General features: G+C 60.9%; 17 protein-coding genes. 6 read left to right on the top strand and 11 right to left on the bottom strand.

Annotation, left to right across the window (positions count from 1 at the left end):
- Window positions 1-7: 7 nt before the first annotated feature.
- Window positions 8-1,531, top strand: a complete 1,524-nt coding sequence (gene lnt, locus ACCD00_RS08725; RefSeq protein WP_413423643.1) for an apolipoprotein N-acyltransferase — start codon at window positions 8-10, stop codon at window positions 1,529-1,531.
- 111 nt (window positions 1,532-1,642) lie between these two features.
- On the opposite strand, the gene ACCD00_RS08720 is transcribed toward lnt, so the two are convergent.
- Window positions 1,643-2,401: a YdcF family protein gene (locus ACCD00_RS08720; protein WP_413423641.1), complete on the bottom strand. Its 759-nt coding sequence runs from the start codon at window positions 2,399-2,401 to the stop codon at window positions 1,643-1,645.
- A 104-nt stretch (window positions 2,402-2,505) separates the two neighbouring features.
- Window positions 2,506-2,826 (bottom strand): hypothetical protein, encoded by a 321-nt coding sequence (locus ACCD00_RS08715; protein ID WP_008022948.1) that lies wholly within the window; start codon window positions 2,824-2,826, stop codon window positions 2,506-2,508.
- A 281-nt stretch (window positions 2,827-3,107) separates the two neighbouring features.
- On the opposite strand from ACCD00_RS08715, the gene leuS reads away from it, so the two are divergent.
- The 5 genes from leuS to ACCD00_RS08690 all read left to right on the top strand — a co-directional run bounded on the left by leuS (window position 3,108) and on the right by ACCD00_RS08690 (window position 9,123).
- Complete coding sequence (leuS, locus tag ACCD00_RS08710; RefSeq protein WP_413423639.1) at window positions 3,108-5,714, top strand: leucine--tRNA ligase; 2,607 nt, start codon at window positions 3,108-3,110, stop codon at window positions 5,712-5,714.
- 87 nt (window positions 5,715-5,801) lie between these two features.
- Window positions 5,802-6,407, top strand: a complete 606-nt coding sequence (gene lptE, locus ACCD00_RS08705; protein WP_413423637.1) for an LPS assembly lipoprotein LptE — start codon at window positions 5,802-5,804, stop codon at window positions 6,405-6,407.
- A gap of 39 nt (window positions 6,408-6,446) precedes the next feature.
- Window positions 6,447-7,484 (top strand): DNA polymerase III subunit delta, encoded by a 1,038-nt coding sequence (holA, locus tag ACCD00_RS08700; protein WP_413423635.1) that lies wholly within the window; start codon window positions 6,447-6,449, stop codon window positions 7,482-7,484.
- Window positions 7,485-7,573: 89 nt separating this feature from the next.
- Complete coding sequence (gene arfA / locus ACCD00_RS08695; protein WP_008022942.1) at window positions 7,574-7,738, top strand: alternative ribosome rescue factor ArfA; 165 nt, start codon at window positions 7,574-7,576, stop codon at window positions 7,736-7,738.
- Between the two features lie 62 nt (window positions 7,739-7,800).
- Window positions 7,801-9,123, top strand: coding sequence for a lytic murein transglycosylase (locus tag ACCD00_RS08690; RefSeq protein ID WP_413423633.1), 1,323 nt, complete (start codon window positions 7,801-7,803; stop codon window positions 9,121-9,123).
- Window positions 9,124-9,240: 117 nt separating this feature from the next.
- Here the strand turns inward: ACCD00_RS08690 and ACCD00_RS08685 are convergent, their stop codons facing one another.
- The 9 genes from ACCD00_RS08685 to mrdA all read right to left on the bottom strand — a co-directional run bounded on the left by ACCD00_RS08685 (window position 9,241) and on the right by mrdA (window position 18,803).
- Window positions 9,241-10,191, bottom strand: a complete 951-nt coding sequence (locus tag ACCD00_RS08685) for a S66 peptidase family protein (RefSeq protein ID WP_413423631.1) — start codon at window positions 10,189-10,191, stop codon at window positions 9,241-9,243.
- Between the two features lie 174 nt (window positions 10,192-10,365).
- Complete coding sequence (lipA, locus tag ACCD00_RS08680) at window positions 10,366-11,364, bottom strand: lipoyl synthase (protein ID WP_162130451.1); 999 nt, start codon at window positions 11,362-11,364, stop codon at window positions 10,366-10,368.
- A 25-nt stretch (window positions 11,365-11,389) separates the two neighbouring features.
- On the bottom strand, window positions 11,390-12,037 hold the full coding sequence (gene lipB / locus ACCD00_RS08675; protein ID WP_008022935.1) for a lipoyl(octanoyl) transferase LipB: 648 nt from the start codon (window positions 12,035-12,037) through the stop codon (window positions 11,390-11,392).
- Window positions 12,037-12,312 (bottom strand): DUF493 domain-containing protein, encoded by a 276-nt coding sequence (locus ACCD00_RS08670; RefSeq protein ID WP_003215438.1) that lies wholly within the window; start codon window positions 12,310-12,312, stop codon window positions 12,037-12,039. Before ACCD00_RS08670 ends, lipB begins: the two co-directional genes overlap by 1 nt.
- Window positions 12,313-12,396: 84 nt before the next feature.
- The gene (locus ACCD00_RS08665; RefSeq protein ID WP_413423629.1) at window positions 12,397-13,554 is read right to left on the bottom strand and encodes a D-alanyl-D-alanine carboxypeptidase family protein; all 1,158 of its coding nucleotides are present in this window, start codon (window positions 13,552-13,554) and stop codon (window positions 12,397-12,399) included.
- A 183-nt stretch (window positions 13,555-13,737) separates the two neighbouring features.
- Window positions 13,738-14,745 (bottom strand): septal ring lytic transglycosylase RlpA family protein, encoded by a 1,008-nt coding sequence (locus ACCD00_RS08660; protein WP_413423627.1) that lies wholly within the window; start codon window positions 14,743-14,745, stop codon window positions 13,738-13,740.
- Window positions 14,745-15,755, bottom strand: a complete 1,011-nt coding sequence (mltB, locus tag ACCD00_RS08655) for a lytic murein transglycosylase B (protein WP_413423625.1) — start codon at window positions 15,753-15,755, stop codon at window positions 14,745-14,747. The genes ACCD00_RS08660 and mltB overlap by 1 nt, the downstream gene beginning before the upstream one ends.
- A 17-nt stretch (window positions 15,756-15,772) precedes the next feature.
- Window positions 15,773-16,876 carry a rod shape-determining protein RodA gene (gene rodA / locus ACCD00_RS08650; protein ID WP_052037671.1) on the bottom strand — a complete coding sequence of 368 codons (1,104 nt, stop codon included), beginning with the start codon at window positions 16,874-16,876 and terminating at the stop codon, window positions 15,773-15,775.
- A 31-nt stretch (window positions 16,877-16,907) separates the two neighbouring features.
- Window positions 16,908-18,803 (bottom strand): penicillin-binding protein 2, encoded by a 1,896-nt coding sequence (mrdA, locus tag ACCD00_RS08645; protein WP_413423623.1) that lies wholly within the window; start codon window positions 18,801-18,803, stop codon window positions 16,908-16,910.
- Between the last annotated feature and the right edge of the window lie 8 nt (window positions 18,804-18,811).

Below are 18,811 nucleotides of genomic sequence, written 5' to 3'. Positions count from 1 at the left end.
GATTGAAATGCGCTGGACAACCCGCCCCGGCTGGCCCGGTAACCTGCTGGCCGTGGCGGCCGGTGCAATCACCACACTGGCCCTGGCGCCGTTCGATATCTGGCCACTGGCACTGCTCGCCGTCGGGCTGTTCTATGCCGGCCTGCGCGAACTGAGCCCACGTCAGGCATTGGGTCGTGGCTGGTGCTTCGGTTTCGGCCTGTTCGGTGCTGGCACCAGCTGGATCTACTACAGCATCCACCACTTCGGTGGCGCTTCGGTATTGCTGGCCGGGTTCCTGATGCTGCTCTTCACGGCGGCGATTGCCTGGTTCTTTGCCCTGCCCGCCTGGATTTGGGCGCGCTGGCTGCGCCGCAATGAGGCGCCGCTGGCCGACGCCCTGGCCTTCGCGGCGCTGTGGGTCGGCCAGGAAGCCTTCCGTGGCTGGTTCCTGACGGGTTTCCCGTGGCTGTACTCCGGTTACAGCCAGCTTGATGGCCCGCTGGCCGGGCTCGCCCCCATCGGCGGGATGTGGCTGATTTCCTTTACCCTGGCCCTGACAGCTGCGTTGATCTACAACGGCATGCGCCTGGTTCGTACGGGGCACAAAGGCTTCATCGCTGCCGGCGTGTTGCTGCTGGTCGGTCCGTGGCTGGCCGGCATGGCGCTCAAGCACCACGCCTGGACTAGCCCTTCGGGCCCGCCACTGAGCGTCGCCGCCATTCAGGGCAACATCGAACAAAGCATGAAGTGGGATCCGGCGCAGCTCAACGCGCAACTGGCGCTGTACCGCGACATGAGCTTCAGCTCCAAACGTGTCGACCTACTCATCTGGCCGGAAACGGCGGTCCCGGTGCTCAAGGAGTCCGCCGAGGGCTACCTGAACATGATGGGCAGCTTCGCCGCCGAACGTAAATCGGCGTTGATTACCGGTGTCCCGGTCCGCATGGAGGTACGCCACGAAAAGCGTTTCTTCAATGCCATCACCGTTACCGGTGAAGGCGACGGCACTTACCTGAAGCAAAAACTGGTGCCGTTTGGTGAATATGTCCCCTTGCAGGACATGCTACGCGGACTGATCGCCTTCTTCGACCTGCCGATGTCGGACTTCGCTCGCGGTCCGGCCGACCAGCCTTTGCTGCAAGCCAAGGGTTATCAGATCGCGCCGTACATCTGCTATGAAGTGGTTTACCCGGAGTTCGCCGCCAGCCTTGCCGCCCGCAGCGACCTGCTGCTGACCATCAGCAACGACACCTGGTTCGGCACCTCCATCGGTCCGCTGCAACACCTGCAGATGGCACAGATGCGTGCCCTGGAAGCCGGGCGCTGGATGATCCGCGCCACCAACAACGGCGTGTCCGGCCTGATCAACCCGTACGGCCAGATTACCGATCAGATCCCGCAGTTCGAACGCGGCATCCTGTACGGTGAAGTGGTGCCGATGCACAACCTGACGCCTTACCTGGAATGGCGTTCGTGGCCACTGATCATTGTCTGTGTGTTGTTGTTTGGCTGGGCACTGATCGCCAGCCGGATGGCCAAGACCGTTTAAAAGCTTCGCGAGCAAGCCCGCTCCCACATTGGACTGTGTAGCTCCTGTGGGAGCGGGCTTGCTCGCGAAGGCGTCATCACAGACACCGCACCAACCAGCGCCGACATCACCTCAATAGAACAACGAATAACCGATCTGCCCCACCGCCTCGTTCATCAATTGCCCGTTCTGCCAGATCGCCTTGAACTCCGGCATCCAGCCACCCAGTGGCCGCGCGTTGTCGCCGCCCAGAAACCCTACCGGCGCCGGCACCACCTCAAACCCGGCCTTGCGGAAACTCCAGGCCGCCCGCGGCATATGCCAGGCCTGAGTCACGACCACCACACGCTTGATGCCCTGAGGCAGCAACACCTCGGCGCTGAACTGCGCATTCTCCCATGTCGTGCGGCTGCGCCCCTCCTGCCAGCGCACGGTCACGCCAAAATCGTCACGCAAGGAGTCAGCCATCATCTGCGCCTCGCTGGGCGGCGTGCCGTAGTGCAGGCCGCCGCTGGTCAGTACCGGCAGGCCGGAAGCCTTGGCCAGCCGCGCGGCAAAGCGCTGGCGTTCCAGGCCGACACCCGTGGGCTGGTCCGCGCCCCAGGCAACGTCACCGCGCTCGCGCCCCGAACCGAGAATCACGATCGCATCCGCGCGTTGCCCCAGGCCTGCCCATTCGTCGCGGGCCAGCGGTGGCTCCCGCTCGAGCAGGCCGGCACTCCACTGCACCACCACCGGCAGGCTCATCAACCAGAACCCCCCCAGACCCAGCGCAAAGCACACACTGGCAAGCCTCGGCCTTGAGCGGCGCAACCACCAGGCAAGCAAAAGCAGCAGCAATAGAATGCCGGGGGGCAAAAGAAGTTGTTTTACGAAATAACGAAATGGCATCGAGCATCTCCCGGAGATGCCCGAAGCCTAAGTGGGTTGACGCAATGCGACAATCAATACAGAAGGACTATGCTTCAAAAATGCCTGGAGCATGGCTCTGTACCCTATTTGAACTGCAAAGACCGGACCTTTACCGCGTCTCTGCCGCGAACCTTGTCCTTGAGCCAGATGATCTTGGCCGAACGTGGTGCATCGAGTTGTTTTACCGCCTCAGACAAGCATCCGTGTGTCTCACGCTCACTGCGATCCAGGTACGCTTTGACCAGTGCAAACTCTGCGGGGCTCAGGCCGCGCAGTTCCAGTTCCAGAGGGCGTTCGTCGCGCAACCGGCTAGCGGTCCTTGCCGCCTCCAGGGCCAAGGCCAAACGATCGATCAGCCTTTCGTACAGCTCCGGTTTTGTAGCTTTTTGCTGTGACTCAACCATCCCTCACCTCATTGGAAGATAAGACCTACTCCCCAGTTAGAGCTTAGCTTCCATGAACAAACCGGCTGAACGCCGCGACCAACGGCCCTCACAGCGGTTTTTGCAGGACGTGCGGCAGCAATCAGGGTTTCCCTCGGCAGAGCGCGGTCATGTATGCTACGGCGCTTCCTGTAACTCCACTTCCAGCTCGGCTGGGCATCGAAAACGCCAATGTGGCGCGATCACCGTCCAGCGTTGCATTGAAGAGGATTAGGCCACCCCTATTCAGTTCAAAAGTAGCCATGCACGAACAATATCAGCCCCGTGAAATCGAAGCCGCCGCCCAGTCGTTCTGGGACGAGCAAAAGTCCTTTGAAGTCAGTGAACAGCCAGGCAAGGAGACTTACTACTGCCTGTCGATGTTCCCTTACCCCAGCGGCAAGCTACACATGGGGCACGTGCGCAACTACACCATCGGCGACGTGATCTCCCGCTACCAGCGCATGCAAGGCAAGAACGTTCTGCAACCCATGGGTTGGGACGCTTTCGGCATGCCGGCGGAAAACGCCGCGATGAAGAACAACGTAGCGCCGGCCAAGTGGACCTACGAAAACATCGCCTACATGAAATCCCAGCTACGCAGCCTGGGCCTGGCGGTGGACTGGTCGCGCGAAGTGACCACCTGCAAGCCGGACTACTACCGCTGGGAACAATGGCTGTTCACCCGCCTGTTCGAAAAAGGTGTGATCTACAAGAAAAGCGGCACCGTGAACTGGGACCCGGTCGACCAGACCGTCCTGGCCAACGAGCAAGTGATCGACGGTCGCGGCTGGCGCTCCGGCGCGCTGATCGAAAAGCGCGAAATCCCGATGTACTACTTCAAGATCACCGCCTACGCGGATGAACTGCTGGAGAGCCTCGACGAACTGACTGGCTGGCCTGAACAGGTCAAGACCATGCAGCGCAACTGGATCGGCAAGTCCCGCGGCATGGAAGTGCAGTTCCCGTACAACGTCGATTCCATCGGCGAAACCGGCACGCTGAAAGTCTTCACCACCCGTCCGGACACTTTAATGGGAGCGACTTACGTCGCCGTGGCCGCCGAGCACCACCTGGCCACCCTGGCCGCCCGCAACAATCCTGAACTGCAGGCGTTCATCGCTGAATGCAAGGGCGGCAGCGTGGCCGAAGCCGACGTCGCCACCCAGGAGAAAAAAGGCCTGCCGACCGGCCTGTTCGTCGAGCACCCGCTGACCGGCGAAAAACTGCCGGTATGGGTCGCCAACTATGTGCTGATGCACTACGGCGACGGCGCGGTAATGGCGGTTCCAGCCCATGACGAGCGCGATTTCGAATTCGCCCACAAGTACAACCTGCCGGTCAAATCGGTAGTGCGCACCAGCTCCGGCGATAGCAACCCGACACCATGGCAAGACGCCTACGGCGAGTACGGCACGCTGATCAACTCCGGCGAGTTCGATGGCCTCGATTTCGCGGGCGCCTTCGACGCCATCGAAGTCGCGCTGATCAAGAAAGAACTGGGCGCCTCGCGTACCCAGTTCCGCCTGCGCGACTGGGGCATCAGCCGTCAGCGTTACTGGGGCTGCCCGATCCCGATCATCCACTGCGGCACTTGCGGTGACGTGCCGGTGCCGGAAGATCAACTGCCTGTCGTGCTGCCGGAAGACGTCGTACCCGACGGTGCCGGCTCGCCACTGGCGCGCATGCCCGAGTTCTACGAGTGCACCTGCCCTAAATGCGGCGCACCGGCCAAGCGTGAAACCGATACCATGGACACCTTCGTCGAGTCCTCGTGGTACTACGCCCGTTATGCCTCGCCGCACTATCAAGGTGGCCTGGTCGAAAAATCCGCGGCTGATCACTGGCTGCCGGTGGATCAATACATCGGCGGTATCGAACACGCGATCCTGCACCTGCTCTACGCGCGCTTCTTCCACAAGTTGATGCGTGACGAAGGCCTGGTGAGCTCCAACGAGCCGTTCAAGAACCTGCTGACCCAGGGCATGGTGATCGCCGAGACTTACTATCGTCGCGAAGCCAATGGTGCTTACACCTGGTTCAACCCGGCGGACGTTGAACTCGAGCGCGACAGCAAGGCCAAGGTCATCAGCGCCAAGCTGATCGCAGACGGCCTGCCGGTGGAAATCGGCGGCACCGAGAAGATGGCCAAGTCGAAGAACAACGGCGTTGACCCACAGTCGATGATCGACCAGTTCGGCGCAGACACCTGCCGCCTGTTCATGATGTTCGCCTCGCCACCTGACATGAGCGCCGAATGGTCCGACTCCGGTGTAGAAGGTTCGCACCGCTTCCTCAAGCGCGTCTGGCGTCTGGCTCAGGCCCACGTGACCCAAGGCCTGCCGGGCAAACTGGACGTTGCCGGCCTGAACGACGAGCAGAAAGCCATTCGCCGCTCGATCCACCAGGCTATCAAGCAGGCCAGCCACGACGTCGGCCAGAACCACAAGTTCAACACCGCCATCGCCCAGGTGATGACGCTGATGAACGTGCTGGAGAAAGCCGCGCAAGGCAGCGAACAGGATCGCGCACTGGTCCAGGAAGGTCTGGAAACCGTGACTCTGTTGCTGGCCCCTATCACCCCGCACATCAGCCACGAGCTGTGGCATCGCCTGGGTCACGCCGACCCGGTGATCGACGCCAGCTGGCCAGTGCTGGACGAAAGCGCACTGGTGCAAGAAAGCCTGCAACTGGTGATTCAGGTCAACGGCAAACTGCGTGGTCACATCGAAATGCCGGCCAGTGCCAGCCGTGAAGAGGTCGAAGCAGCCGCCCGTGCCAACGAGAACGTCCTGCGCTTCGTCGACGGTCTGACCATTCGTAAAGTGATCGTAGTGCCCGGGAAACTGGTCAATATCGTCGCCAGCTAATTGGATCAGGCGCCGGGTGAGCTTGGCGCCGAGTAAAACCTTTCGGGCCGCTTGATCGGCCCACATGGTTTCAAGGGGAGCAACAAGATGATCAAACGCAATCTGCTGGTGATGGGCCTCGCGGTTCTGCTGAGTGCCTGCGGTTTCCAGCTGCGCGGAACCGGCACCGACGAACTGGCGATCAAGGAACTCGACCTGAGCGCCCGTAACGCCTATGGCGAAACCGTGACTCAGTTGCGTCAGGTACTGGAGGGCAGCGGCGTCAAGGTCTATAACGGTGCACCGTACAAACTGGTGCTGACCAATGAACAGGAAAGCCAGCGCATCCTCAGCTACGCAGGTGCCGGTCGTGCAGGCGAGTACCAGATGACCAGCGTGCTGAACTACGACATCCGTGGTCGCGGCGATCTGCCACTGTTGAGCGACAAGCTTGAAGTGCAGAAAATCTACATGCACGACGGCAACAACCTGGTGGGCTCCGATCAGGAGGCCGCAACCGCCCGGGCAGAAGGTCGCCGGGAGATGGTCCAACGCATGATGCTGCGCTTGCAACAATTGACCCCGGGCCAGCTGGATCAGTTGCAGCAGACTGCCGAAGCCAGGGCCAAGGCTGAAGCTGCTGCACTGGAAGCGGCCAAGAAGGCTGAAGCGGAAACTCCGCGCCAGTCGCCAATCGAACTGCCGCAGCAGTAAGACTTACGGGGCGCCCAGGCGCCCCGTTCGCCCCCGCCGATGGAACTCGCCCCCGCCCCCCGCGCCCAACACCGGCCCGGCCCCCGTGCGCCGGTCTACATCATCAGCGGCGATGACCCGCTGTTGTGCCAGGAGGCGGCCGACGCTGTTCGCGCTGCCGCCCGCCAGCAGGGATTCGATGAACGCCAGGTGTTTGCCGCCGACGCCAGTTTCGACTGGGGCACGCTGCTGCAAGCCGGTGCCAGCATGTCGCTGTTCGCCGAAAAGCGCCTGCTGGAACTGCGCCTGCCTTCCGGCAAACCCGGCGACAAAGGTGCCGCCGCGCTGATCGAGTACTGCTCGCGCCCGGCCGACGACACCGTGCTGCTGATCAGCTTGCCGAAACTCGATGGCAGCGCGCAGAAAACCAAGTGGGGCAAAGCGCTGGTCGAAGGACAGCAGACCCAGTTCGTGCAGATCTGGCCGGTCGATGTCGCCCAGTTGCCAAGCTGGATCCGCCAACGTTTGTCCCAGGCCGGGCTTTCCGCCAGCCAGGACGCCGTTGAGTTGATCGCAGCAAGGGTCGAGGGCAACTTGCTGGCCGCCGCCCAGGAAATCGAAAAGCTCAAGCTGATGGCCGAAGGGGGTCAGATCACCGTTGAAACCGTGCAGGCTGCGGTGGCCGATAGTGCGCGTTTCGACGTCTTTGGCCTGACCGATGCGGTTCTCAATGGTGAAGCAGCCCACGCGCTACGCATGCTCGAAGGGTTGCGCGGTGAAGGCGTCGAGCCGCCGGTGATTCTCTGGGCCTTGGCCCGGGAGTTGCGCCTGCTGGCCAATATTTCGCTGCAATACAGCCAGGGTACGCCGCTGGACAAGGCTTTCAGCCAGGCCAAGCCGCCGGTCTGGGACAAACGTAAACCGTTGATGAGCAAAGCGCTGCAGCGCTACTCGGCACAGCGCTGGGCGCAACTGCTGCTGGAAGCGCAACGCATCGACGCGCAGATCAAGGGCCAGGCTGCGGGTTCGCCGTGGATGAGCCTGAGTCGGTTGACGTTGTTGATGGCCGGGCAGCGCTTGTCGTTGCCGGCGGAGTGAAAAGTCCCAGACAATGCAGGGACTAGACAGAAACCTCGCTTGAGCAGATGATTTGCCCCGCAAAATCCACTCACTTGCGAGCAATCATCATGAGCAAAAAGCCATCGAAGCATGGCCCCAACAAGGCCAAATCCATCATCGCCCAGCCATTGTTCCGCAGCCGCCAGGAACGCCCCGGCAAGGGCAAAGGCAGTTACCGCCGCGAAGCCTTCCAGTCTGACAGCTGGGAGGCTTCTTACTTTCTGGCAGCCTGAAAGGCAAGCATCCGCTCAACATGTTAAGGTCTGCACCTGATACGTTTTCCCTGGACCTGTGCATGCCCTTTTGTATTTCCCGTCGTTGGCATCTGCGCCAATTGATTGCTGCCTCCAGCCTTGTTTTGCTAGTCGCCTGCGCGGAAAAACCAACCGCCGCCGACGCACAGCCGCTTCAGACGCTCCCTGTCGCCACCGCTCCCGCAGTCATTGCGCCCGTGGTTCCGAGCGGCGATAACCTCGACATCCAGCCAACCCAGACCTTTGCCGAATGGCAAGCAGGTTTCCGCAAGGATGCCCTGGCCGCCGGTATCCGCGCCGATCTGTTCGACCGCGCTTTTGCCAATGTCAGCTTCGACCCCAGTGTGATTCGTGCCGATCGCAGCCAACCGGAGTTCGCAAAACCGGTGTGGGAATACCTCGACGGCGCCCTGTCACCGTTGCGGGTTCGCAAAGGTCAGGCGCTGGTCAGCCAATACGACGGTATCTTGCAGAGTATCGAACAGCGTTACGGCGTCGACCGTGAGGCACTTGTCGCCGTGTGGGGCATGGAAAGCAACTTCGGCCAGTTCCAGGGCAGCAAGTCGGTGATCAATTCGCTGGCGACCCTGGCCTACGAAGGCCGACGCCCGGGCTTCGCCCACGCGCAATTGATTGCCGCCCTGCAGATCCTGCAACAAGGTGATATCGAACCGGAGAAAATGCTCGGCTCCTGGGCCGGCGCCATGGGCCAGACCCAGTTCATCCCGACTACCTACAACACCCATGCCGTGGACTTCGACGGCGATGGGCGCCGCGATATCTGGGGGAGCTCGGCCGATGCCCTGGCCTCGACTGCACATTATCTGCAAAGCTCAGGCTGGCAGAAAGGCCAGCCGTGGGGCTTCGAGGTGCAGTTGCCAGGCGGGTTCAACTACGTGCTGGCCGATGGCACTATTCGCAAAAGCGTCGCGGAATGGCGGCAACTGGGGATTACGCTGCCCAATGGCGGCCAGGTCCCGGCCGGTTCCGAGCAATTGTCCGCGGCCCTGTTACTGCCTGCCGGTTACCGTGGCCCGGCATTCCTGGTGCTCGATAACTTCCGGGCGATCCTCAAGTACAACAACTCGTCGTCCTACGCCTTGGGGGTGAGCTTGTTGTCCGAACGCTTCAACGGCGCGGGCCTGATCAGCGGCACGTGGCCAAAAGATGATTTGCCGCTGAGCCGTACCGAGCGGATCGAACTGCAAAACTTGCTGAGTGCCCAGAATTACGACGCGGGTAATGCGGACGGAATTATCGGTGCCAATACCCGCAAGGCGATTCGCAGCGCGCAGCAGTCGTTTGGCTGGCCGGCGGATGGGTATCCGACGCACAAGTTGCTGGAAGGGTTGCGCAGCCGCTAAAAGCTTCGTCGGAACGCCGCCCGGAGCAAGCCCGCTCCCACATTTGATCTGTGAACGACACAAAAACAATGTGGGAGCGGGCTTGCTCGCGAAGGCGGACTGTCAGGCGATGAAGACCTACAGCCTGACCACCACATCCTGCTCCAACACCAACTCCTTGTTCCCTGCATCCAGCCTGACCAGCGCGCCCATGGGCAATGTCAGGTTCGGATCGCAATGCCCGCTACGCCATCCGGACAACACCGGTATCCGCAACGGCTCGAACGTCTGCTTGAGCAACCGCTCCAGCGCAGGTACCTCCACACCCGCCACATCCCCCACCAGTACCCCACGCAACTTGCCCAAAGTAGCGGACAGTCGCAATTGGGTCAGCAATCGATCGATGCGATACAGCGGCTCGTTGATGTCCTCGATAAACAGGATGACACCCTCGGCATCGATCTCGTAAGGCGTGCCCATGGTCGCGGCGATCATCGACAGATTGCCCCCCAGTAAACGGCCGTGGGCAATACCTGGCTCGATCGTCGTCAATGGATAGGCAACGGGATGCGCCAACACACTGCCTGCCTTCACCTGCCCGCGCAGCATATTGAAAAACGACGGCTCGGTAGGCTTTTGCTTGTCGCCCAGCAGATCAGCGTTGAGCAGCGGGCCATGGAAGGTCACGAAGCCTGCATAACGGCTGATAGCCAGATGCATTGCGGTAATGTCGCTGTAGCCGATGAACGGCTTGGCGTTGTCGCGCAGCAGTTCGAAATCGATTCGATCAAGCAACCTCGGCGTGCCGTAACCACCGCGCAGGCAAATGATGGCATCGACCTCGTGGTCGGCGAACGCCGCGTGCAGGTCATTGAGCCGCACCTCGTCACTGCCGGCAAGATAGCCATCCTTCTCGTAGACGCCGGGAAATATCTTCAGCGAATAGCCACGGGCGCGCATCCATTGCACGGCTTTACTTGTGTCCAGCGGCGCGGGACCGGCAGGTGCAATAACACCGATCATGCCTTCCGGCGGCAGTGCCGGGACAGGAACGTGAGGGCAAAGGGTGTGGGTCGGTCGAGCGGTCATCCGTGAATCTCCCTGCGTAAAAACTTCAGCACACAGTAGTCAGGAATGGGGACAAACAGAAGAGGAACTGTTGCCCCGCAGGTTGCAGGAAAAAGTGGCCAGTGCCGTAGGACAGGCAAAAAAACACCCGCAAGGCTGAATACCGTGCGGGCGTTTTTCATTTCATAACGCAGATCAGGACGACATCAGCTCGGCCTTGACCAGCTTCGCTTGTTCATCGGCATGGTACGAGGAACGTACCAGCGGACCTGAGGCAACGTTCTTGAAGCCCATCTTGTAGCCTTCCTCGGCGAACCAGGCGAAGGTGTCCGGGTGCACGAAGCGCTGCACTGGCAAGTGGCTGCGCGAAGGTTGCAGGTACTGGCCCAGGGTCAGCATGTCGATGTCGTGCTCGCGCATGCGCTTCATGACTTCGATGACTTCTTCGTCCGTTTCACCCAGACCCAGCATCAAACCGGATTTGGTCGGGATGTGCGGCATCATCTGCTTGAAGCGTTGCAGCAGGGTCAGCGACCACTGGTAGTCCGAACCCGGACGTGCGGCCTTGTACAGGCGCGGCACGGTTTCCAGGTTGTGGTTGAACACATCCGGCGGCTCGGCGGCGGTGATTTCCAGGGCGATATCCATGCGGCCACGGTAGTCCGGGACCAGGGTCTCCAGCTGCACGTTCGGCGACAGCTTGCGGATTTCACGGATGCAGTCGGCAAAGTGCTGGGCACCACCGTCACGCAAGTCGTCGCGGTCCACCGAAGTGATCACCACGTATTTCAGGCGCAAGTCGGCGATGGCGATGGCCAGGCTTTCCGGTTCGTTGACGTCGAGTGGCTTCGGACGGCCGTGGCCGACGTCGCAGAACGGGCAACGACGGGTGCAGATGTCACCCATGATCATGAAGGTCGCGGTGCCGCCGGAGAAGCACTCGCCCAGGTTCGGGCAGGAAGCTTCTTCGCAGACGCTGTGCAACTTGTGTTTGCGCAGCAGGGCCTTGATGCGGTCGACTTCCGGTGAAACCGGGATGCGGACGCGAATCCAGTCCGGCTTCTTCGGCAGTTCGGTGGTCGGAATGATCTTCACCGGGATGCGTGCAACCTTTTCGGCGCCGCGCAGCTTGACGCCGGCTTCAACCTTGGGACGCGGGGCCGGGCGCTCGGAGACATCGAGCGTCGGGATCATGGTTTGCACTGCATCAGTAGTCATATCAGTCGATTCCGCCCGTCAGGGTCGTCTGCTCAGCATAGTCGAGGTGTTTGACGAGCTGCGCGCGCAGCCGGGCACTTACCTCGGCAAATTCAATCGATCCTGCGTGATCGCTCAGCTGGGTCATCGCCAGCCCGGCGTAGCCGCAGGGATTAATCCGTCGAAACGGTTCCAGGTTCATGTCTACGTTCAAGGCCAGGCCATGAAAGGAACAGCCGTGGCGAATCCGCAACCCCAGGGAAGCGATTTTCGCCCCGTCGACGTAGACACCCGGTGCATCGGGCTTGGCCACGGCGGTCACGCCGTAACTGGCCAACAGCTCGATCAGGCATTGCTCCATCCGGCTGACCAGATCGCGCACGCCAAAACCCAGCCTGCGCACATCCAGCAGCAGATAAGCCACCAGCTGGCCAGGGCCGTGGTAGGTCACCTGACCACCACGGTCGACCTGCACCACCGGAATATCACCGGGAAGCAACAGGTGCTCGGCCTTGCCGGCCTGACCCTGGGTGAACACCGCAGGATGTTCCACCAGCCAGATCTCGTCGGCAACATCGGTGCCGCGTTCGTTGGTGAAGCGTTGCATGGCATGCCAGACCGGCTCGTAAGCCATCTGGCCGAGCTCGCGAAAGCCCAGCGTGCCGGACATCACAACACCATGTGCACGAAACCGGTGGCCCGCAGTTCGCTGTTGATGTTGTACAGCTGGTCCTGGTCGGTCGCGACGATGTGCAACTGAATGGTGGTGTATTTGCCGTTGGTGCTTTGGCGCTCATCTACACGGTCATGGTTGATCGTCGCGTGTTTCTTGACGATCTCGATGATCTTGTCCTTGTTGCCCACACCGGTATCGCTGATCACCTTAACCGGGTAATCAACGTTGGGGAATTCGATCTTAGGCGCCTTTACTTCGGTATCGGTCATGGCGTAACGGCCTCGTAAGCGTAAGCCGTGGCGACGGGCATGGCCCCGTGCCGGATCAGCGCGGGGCCATGCAGGTGCACACTATCAGTTGAACAAGCCGTAGAAGAATAGACGGATGCTATCCCACATGCGACGGAAGATACCACCCTCTTCGACGCCATCCAGAGCGATCAGGTCAGCGCTGTGCACCACCTTGTCGTCCAGTTTGACTTCGACTTTACCGATCACGTCGCCCTTGGCGATTGGCGCAACCAGTTGCGGGTTCATGGTCATGCTGGCAGCGAGCTTTTTCAGCTGGCCTTTCGGCAGGGTCATGGTCAGGTCTTCAGCCAGGCCGGCCTTGACTTGATTGGTGGAGCCTTTCCAGACAGGTGCCTGGGCCAGTTCGGCGCCCTTCTGATAGAAGGTCTGGGTTTCGAAGAAACGGAAACCGTAGGTCAGCAGCTTCTGGGTTTCGGCGGCACGGGCCACTTCGCTGCTGGTGCCGAACACCACGGCGATCAGGCGCATGCCATCACGTACGGCCGAAGACACCATGCAGTAGCCGGCTTCGTCGGTGTGGCCGGTTTTCAGGCCGTCGACGGTCTTGTCGCGCCACAGCAGCAGGTTGCGGTTCGGTTGCTTGATGCCGTTCCAGAAGAACTCTTTCTGCGAGTAGATCGCGTAGTGAGCCGGGTCTTCGTGGATGATCGCACGGGCCAGAACAGCCATGTCGTGAGCCGACGAATAGTGCTCAGGATTCGGCAGGCCGGTCGGGTTCATGAAGTGGGTGTTGGTCATGCCCAGATCGGCGACGGTCTTGTTCATCAGGTCGGCGAAGGCGTCTTCGCTGCCGGCGATGTGCTCGGAGAGCGCGACGCTGGCGTCGTTGCCCGACTGGATGATGATGCCGTGCAGCAGGTCGCTGACGGTGACCTGCGAGCCGACCTTGATGAACATCCGCGAACCGCCGGTACGCCAGGCGTTTTCGCTGACGGTCACCGGATCGTTTTCACCGATCTGGCCACGACGGATTTCCAGGGTCGCGATGTACGCGGTCATCAGCTTGGTCAGGCTGGCCGGTGGCAGACGCTGGTCACCATTGTTCTCGACCAGCACGTTGCCGCTGCTGGCGTCCATGAGCACATAGGCCTTGGCGGCCAATTGCGGTGGCGACGGCATCATCTCGACCGCGAACGCGGCAGGTGAGAGGAGCAGCGGGACTAAAAGGCACAGGCGTTTGGCAAAGGTGGTGATGTTCATCCGTCTCTCGAAATCGCTAATGGAAACTTGCCCGAGGGCAAAACTATTCAGACAGCTTCTTAAAGGCTGTCGCGTGTTCAGCTGCTCACTCTTTAACCCTGTGCCGGGCTTTTGTTCTTAGAAGAGCCAACAACATGGTCCGCCCCCCAAATCGCAAGCGAACCGACAATCAAGTACTACGTATTACTCTGTGACCACGCTCGGCGAACCGAGATTGGCCAGGCGCACACTGTTCTGCACCTGCTGGATCTCACCCGGCGATCCGATCGGGCCCATACGAACCCGATGCAGGGTCTGCTGATTGCGCACGATCGAGCTGATGAACACCGGAGCGCTCACCATCCCGCTGAGCTTGGATCTCAGGAGTTCTGCAGCGTCCGGGTTGGCGAACGCGCCCACCTGCAGATACTGGCCAGAGGCTGGTACAGAAGCGTTTTTTTTTGCATCAAGCTGCACCGGTACCACCGCGGCGGCGTGTTGCTGCGGCGGCGGAGTCCATTGCTCGACGGTGCCGGCCGAAGCCGTGATCACCGGGGCGCTATTCTGCGCGACTTGCGGCTCGTTGAGCATCAAAGGCGCCGGACGGCCTTTGGCCGCCCAATACGCCTGTGGATCAATGCCCTCGACCTTGACCCGCGCGGTGCCGATTTCGGCATAACCGAGCTTCTTGGCGGCGGCGTAGGACAAATCGATGATTCGGTCCGAGTAGAACGGCCCACGGTCGTTGACTCGCAGGATCACGCTCTTGTTGTTGTCCAGGTTGGTCACCCGGACATAACTTGGCAGTGGCAATGTCTTGTGCGCGGCACTCATGCCGTACAGGTCATACACCTCGCCGTTGGCGGTGTTCTGGCCGTGGAACTTGGTGCCATACCAGGACGCCGTGCCCGAAGCCACGTAGGTCTTGGATTCTTGCAGCGGGAAATAGGTTTTACCCAATACCGAGTACGGGCTGGCCTTGTATGGGCCGGTGTGCAGGGTCGGCGTGGCGTCCGGAATGCGCGAAACATCGACATCCCACCACGGCGCGCCATCCTTGTGGGCGCGGTTGATGTCCAGCCCCGGCGTCGAGCGCACGGCGCTGGAGGACTTCTGGGCCGGCGCACGGCTGGTCGAACAACTGGCGACCAGCATTGCCAACGCAGCGAATGCCATCAGCTTCAGGGGTTTATTGATAGGCAATGCCCGCATTACTTGACGCCCCGTGCTTGGACCAGCTGTTCAGACAGTTGATGTACGGCCATGGCGTACATCACGCTGCGGTTATAACGCGTGATCGCGTAAAAATTCTTCAGGCCCATCCAGTACTCGGAGCCATTGTCGCCTTCCAGGCGGAAAGCGGTAACCGGCATATCATCGCGCAGCGCATCATGACTTGACCACCCCAGGGCTCGCAACTCCCCGACGGTTTTCGTCGGTTCGATTCCTGCGGTCAAACCTTCGTCGACCTGATCGCCACGGACATCGGCGCGGCTGACTACCGGTTCGCCGGCGACCCAGCCATGACGCTTGAAGTAACTGGCGACACTGCCAATGGCATCGTCCGGGTTGGTCCAGATGTTGATATGGCCATCACCGTCGAAATCCACCGCATAGGCGCGGAAACTGCTCGGCATGAATTGTGGCAATCCCATTGCGCCGGCGTAGGAGCCTTTGAGCGTCAACGGATCGACCTGCTCTTCACGGGCCAGCAGCAAGAACTCACGCAATTCCTTGCGGAAAAACTCGGCACGGGGAGGATAGTCGAAACCCAGGGTCGACAAGGCATCGATCACCCGGAAATTTCCGGTATTACGACCGAAAAAGGTTTCAACGCCGATGATCGAGACAATGACCTGGGCCGGTACGCCGTATTCCTGCTCGGCACGGGCCAGCACCGCTTCGTGCTGACGCCAGAAGTCCACACCCCGGGCTATGCGCGCATCGGTGATGAACATCGGGCGATATTCGCTCCACTGCTTGACCCGTTCGGCGGGTTTCGAGATGGCGTCCAGAATCGACTGCTTGCGTTCGGCTTCGCGGAACACGCCCATCAACTGTTCACCGGCGAAACCGTAGTCGCGGGTCATTTCACCGACGAATTCGGCCACCTGGGGTGAGCCTTCGTAGTCGCCGGCCAACGCTTCCTGCACGGTGCCAAGGATGCTTACCAGGCCGACCCATGGCGCATGTCGAGTCGCCCAGCCACGCATTACTTGCATTGAAAGTTTCACCTTATTCAAACCTGCGCGATCCACTTGCGATGGGTATGGATCGACATCAAAACCCCAAACGCTGACAGCAGCGTCACCAGCGAAGTTCCTCCGTAGCTAATGAACGGCAACGGCACCCCCACCACCGGCAACAGGCCACTGACCATACCGATGTTGACGAAAACATAAACAAAAAACGTCATGGTCAGGCTGCCCGCGAGCAACTTGCCGAACAATGTCTGCGCCTGGGCGGTAATCACCAGACCGCGGCCGATCAACAGCAGGTAGATCAGCAACAGCGCGCAGATCCCTACCAGGCCAAATTCTTCACCCATTACGGCAATGATGAAGTCGGTATGGCTTTCCGGGAGGAAATCCAGGTGCGACTGAGTACCCAGTAGCCAACCCTTGCCGAACACACCGCCGGAACCGATGGCCGCCTTGGACTGGATGATGTTCCAGCCCGTACCGAGCGGATCGCTCTCCGGGTCGAGGAACGTCAGGATTCGCTGCTTCTGGTAGTCGTGCATGATGAAGAACCACATGGCAATCGCCACGGGAACGGCGGCGGCCAGCACGCTGAGGATCCAGCGCCAGCGCAGCCCCCCCATGAACAGCACGAACGCGCCACCGGCCAGAATCAGCAGCGAAGTGCCGAGGTCCGGTTGTCGCACGATCAGAATGAACGGAATGCCGATCAGCATCAGGCTGATACCGACGTGCTTTAGCTGTGGCGGCAAGGTGCGCTTGGACAGATACCAGGCAATGGTTGCCGGCATCAGAATCTTCATGAACTCCGATGGCTGGAAGCGGATGACACCGGGGATGTTGATCCAGCGCGTGGCCCCCATCGCGTTGTGGCCCATGACGTCCACTACCACCAGCAACAACACACCGATCACATAGCCGACCGGCACCCAGCGCGCCATGAAACGCGGTTCGAACTGGGCGATGACGATCATCGACACCAGGCCGATACCGAACGAAGTGGCCTGTTTTGCCAGCAGATCCCAGCTTTTTCCACTGGCCGAATACAGGACGAACAGGCTGCCGGCGGCAAGCGTCAGCAGCAGGATCAGCAACACGCCGTCGATGTGCATTCGTTGCAACAGTGTTGCACGGCGACGCATCACATCCTCGCTGGAGAGCATGCGATCAAAATTATTCATCACGGGCTGTTGCCTCTGCACTGATAGGGCTGGCGTATTCGGGCTTCAACCGACCGTCCTGGTCCAGGAGCCAGGCGTCCATGACCTGACGCACAACCGGCGCGGCCACGCCGGAGCCCGACTCACCGTTCTCGACCATCACCGAGACCACGATTTTCGGATCGTCGGCCGGTGCGAAACCAACGAACAAGGCGTGGTCGCGATGGCGCTCCTGCACCTTGGAGCGGTCGTACTTCTCGCCCTGCTTGATCGCGACCACCTGGGCCGTACCACTCTTGCCGGCAATCCGGTACTGCGCACCGATCGAGGCCTTGCGCGCCGTACCGCGGGCACCGTGCATCACCTGTTGCATACCGTGGTTCACCCGGGTCCAGTCCGCCGGATCGCGCAGGATGATGTCAGGCATCGGGTTAGGATCCACCGGCTTCTCGCCTTCGATGGTCCTGGCCAGGTGCGGACGGTTCCAGACACCCTTGTTGGCCACCAATGCGGTGGCCTGGGCCAATTGCAACGGCGTCGACTGCATGTAGCCCTGACCGATACCGAGAATCAGTGTCTCCCCCGGGAACCACGCCTGACGGCGCGTCGCACGCTTCCACTCCCGGGTCGGCATCAACCCCGGCGATTCTTCGAACATGTCCAGCGAGACTTTCTGGCCGATACCGAACTTGCTCAGGTACGCCGACAACCGATCGATTCCCAGCTTGTGGGCCAGGTCATAGAAGTAAGTGTCGTTGGAACGCATGATCGCCGTATCGAGGTCGACAAAGCCGTCGCCGGTACGGTTCCAGTTACGGTATTTGTGATCGTAGTTGGGCAGCATGTAGTAACCGGGGTCGAACACCCGGGTCGACGCCGTCACCACGCCGGAGTCCAGGCCGGCGATCGCCACCGCCGGCTTGATGGTCGAACCTGGCGGGTACAGACCACGCAACACGCGGTTGAACAGCGGCCGGTCGATGGAATCGCGCAGCTCGGAATAGGCCTTGGAGCTGATGCCGGTGACGAACAGGTTCGGGTCGAAACTCGGCTGGCTGACCATCGCCAGGACCTCGCCGGTTTTCGGGTCCAGGGCCACCACCGCACCACGACGACCACCGAGCGCGGCTTCAGCGGCTTCCTGCAATTTGATGTCCAGGCTCAGGACAATGTCCTTGCCGGAAATCGGCTCGGTACGCTTGAGTACCCGCAATACACGGCCCCGAGCGTTGGTCTCGACTTCTTCGTAACCCACCTGACCGTGCAGTTCCGGCTCGTAGAAACGCTCGATGCCGGTTTTGCCGATTTGATGGGTGCCGCTGTAACTCACCGGATCGAGGGACTTGAGCTCTTTCTCGTTGATCCGCCCCATGTAGCCCACCGAGTGCGCAAAGTGCGCGCCCTGGGGATAGTGACGAACCAGCTGTGCGACCACTTCCACGCCCGGCAGGCGGAACTGGTTCACGGCGATCCGGGCGATCTGCTCTTCAGTCAGCTCAAACAGGATCGGCACCGGCTCGAACGGCCGGCGCCCCTGACGCATGCGCTTCTCGAAGATCACCCGGTCCTCGGGCGTCAGCTCCAGCACCTCGACGATCACGTCGAGCACCTGCTGCCAGTCGCCGGAACGCTCGCGGGTCATGCTCAGGCTGAAGCTGGGCCGGTTATCGGCAATCACCACGCCGTTGCGGTCGAAAATCAAGCCACGGGTCGGCGGAATCGGCTGCACATGGACGCGGTTGTTTTCCGACAGGGTCGAGTGGTACTCGTACTGGATCACCTGCAGGAAATACAGACGCGCGATCAGCACGCCAATCAGCGCCACCACGGCAATGGCCCCGAACACGACGCGGCCACGCACCAGACGGGCGTCTTTTTCGTGGTCCTTGATGCGGATCGGCTGGGACATGAGGGCAG

The organism is Pseudomonas sp. Pseusp3 (assembly GCF_047304225.1).
In the GTDB taxonomy this organism is placed as follows: domain Bacteria; phylum Pseudomonadota; class Gammaproteobacteria; order Pseudomonadales; family Pseudomonadaceae; genus Aquipseudomonas; species Aquipseudomonas fluorescens_CD.
Note: the sequence above shows the minus strand (reverse complement) of the source record. Positions and strands in the feature narration are given on the sequence as shown.

What these genes read in the sequence shown, in the direction of transcription:
- lnt (WP_413423643.1), top strand. Translation starts at nt 8, where the DNA reads ATGCGCTGGACAACCCGCCCCGGCTGGCCCGGTAACCTGCTGGCCGTG.
- ACCD00_RS08720 (WP_413423641.1), bottom strand. Translation starts at nt 2,401, where the DNA reads ATGCCATTTCGTTATTTCGTAAAACAACTTCTTTTGCCCCCCGGCATT.
- ACCD00_RS08715 (WP_008022948.1), bottom strand. Translation starts at nt 2,826, where the DNA reads ATGGTTGAGTCACAGCAAAAAGCTACAAAACCGGAGCTGTACGAAAGG.
- leuS (WP_413423639.1), top strand. Translation starts at nt 3,108, where the DNA reads ATGCACGAACAATATCAGCCCCGTGAAATCGAAGCCGCCGCCCAGTCG.
- lptE (WP_413423637.1), top strand. Translation starts at nt 5,802, where the DNA reads ATGATCAAACGCAATCTGCTGGTGATGGGCCTCGCGGTTCTGCTGAGT.
- holA (WP_413423635.1), top strand. Translation starts at nt 6,447, where the DNA reads ATGGAACTCGCCCCCGCCCCCCGCGCCCAACACCGGCCCGGCCCCCGT.
- arfA (WP_008022942.1), top strand. Translation starts at nt 7,574, where the DNA reads ATGAGCAAAAAGCCATCGAAGCATGGCCCCAACAAGGCCAAATCCATC.
- ACCD00_RS08690 (WP_413423633.1), top strand. Translation starts at nt 7,801, where the DNA reads ATGCCCTTTTGTATTTCCCGTCGTTGGCATCTGCGCCAATTGATTGCT.
- ACCD00_RS08685 (WP_413423631.1), bottom strand. Translation starts at nt 10,191, where the DNA reads ATGACCGCTCGACCGACCCACACCCTTTGCCCTCACGTTCCTGTCCCG.
- lipA (WP_162130451.1), bottom strand. Translation starts at nt 11,364, where the DNA reads ATGATCCCGACGCTCGATGTCTCCGAGCGCCCGGCCCCGCGTCCCAAG.
- lipB (WP_008022935.1), bottom strand. Translation starts at nt 12,037, where the DNA reads ATGTCCGGCACGCTGGGCTTTCGCGAGCTCGGCCAGATGGCTTACGAG.
- ACCD00_RS08670 (WP_003215438.1), bottom strand. Translation starts at nt 12,312, where the DNA reads ATGACCGATACCGAAGTAAAGGCGCCTAAGATCGAATTCCCCAACGTT.
- ACCD00_RS08665 (WP_413423629.1), bottom strand. Translation starts at nt 13,554, where the DNA reads ATGAACATCACCACCTTTGCCAAACGCCTGTGCCTTTTAGTCCCGCTG.
- ACCD00_RS08660 (WP_413423627.1), bottom strand. Translation starts at nt 14,745, where the DNA reads ATGCGGGCATTGCCTATCAATAAACCCCTGAAGCTGATGGCATTCGCT.
- mltB (WP_413423625.1), bottom strand. Translation starts at nt 15,755, where the DNA reads ATGCAAGTAATGCGTGGCTGGGCGACTCGACATGCGCCATGGGTCGGC.
- rodA (WP_052037671.1), bottom strand. Translation starts at nt 16,876, where the DNA reads ATGCGTCGCCGTGCAACACTGTTGCAACGAATGCACATCGACGGCGTG.
- mrdA (WP_413423623.1), bottom strand. Translation starts at nt 18,803, where the DNA reads ATGTCCCAGCCGATCCGCATCAAGGACCACGAAAAAGACGCCCGTCTG.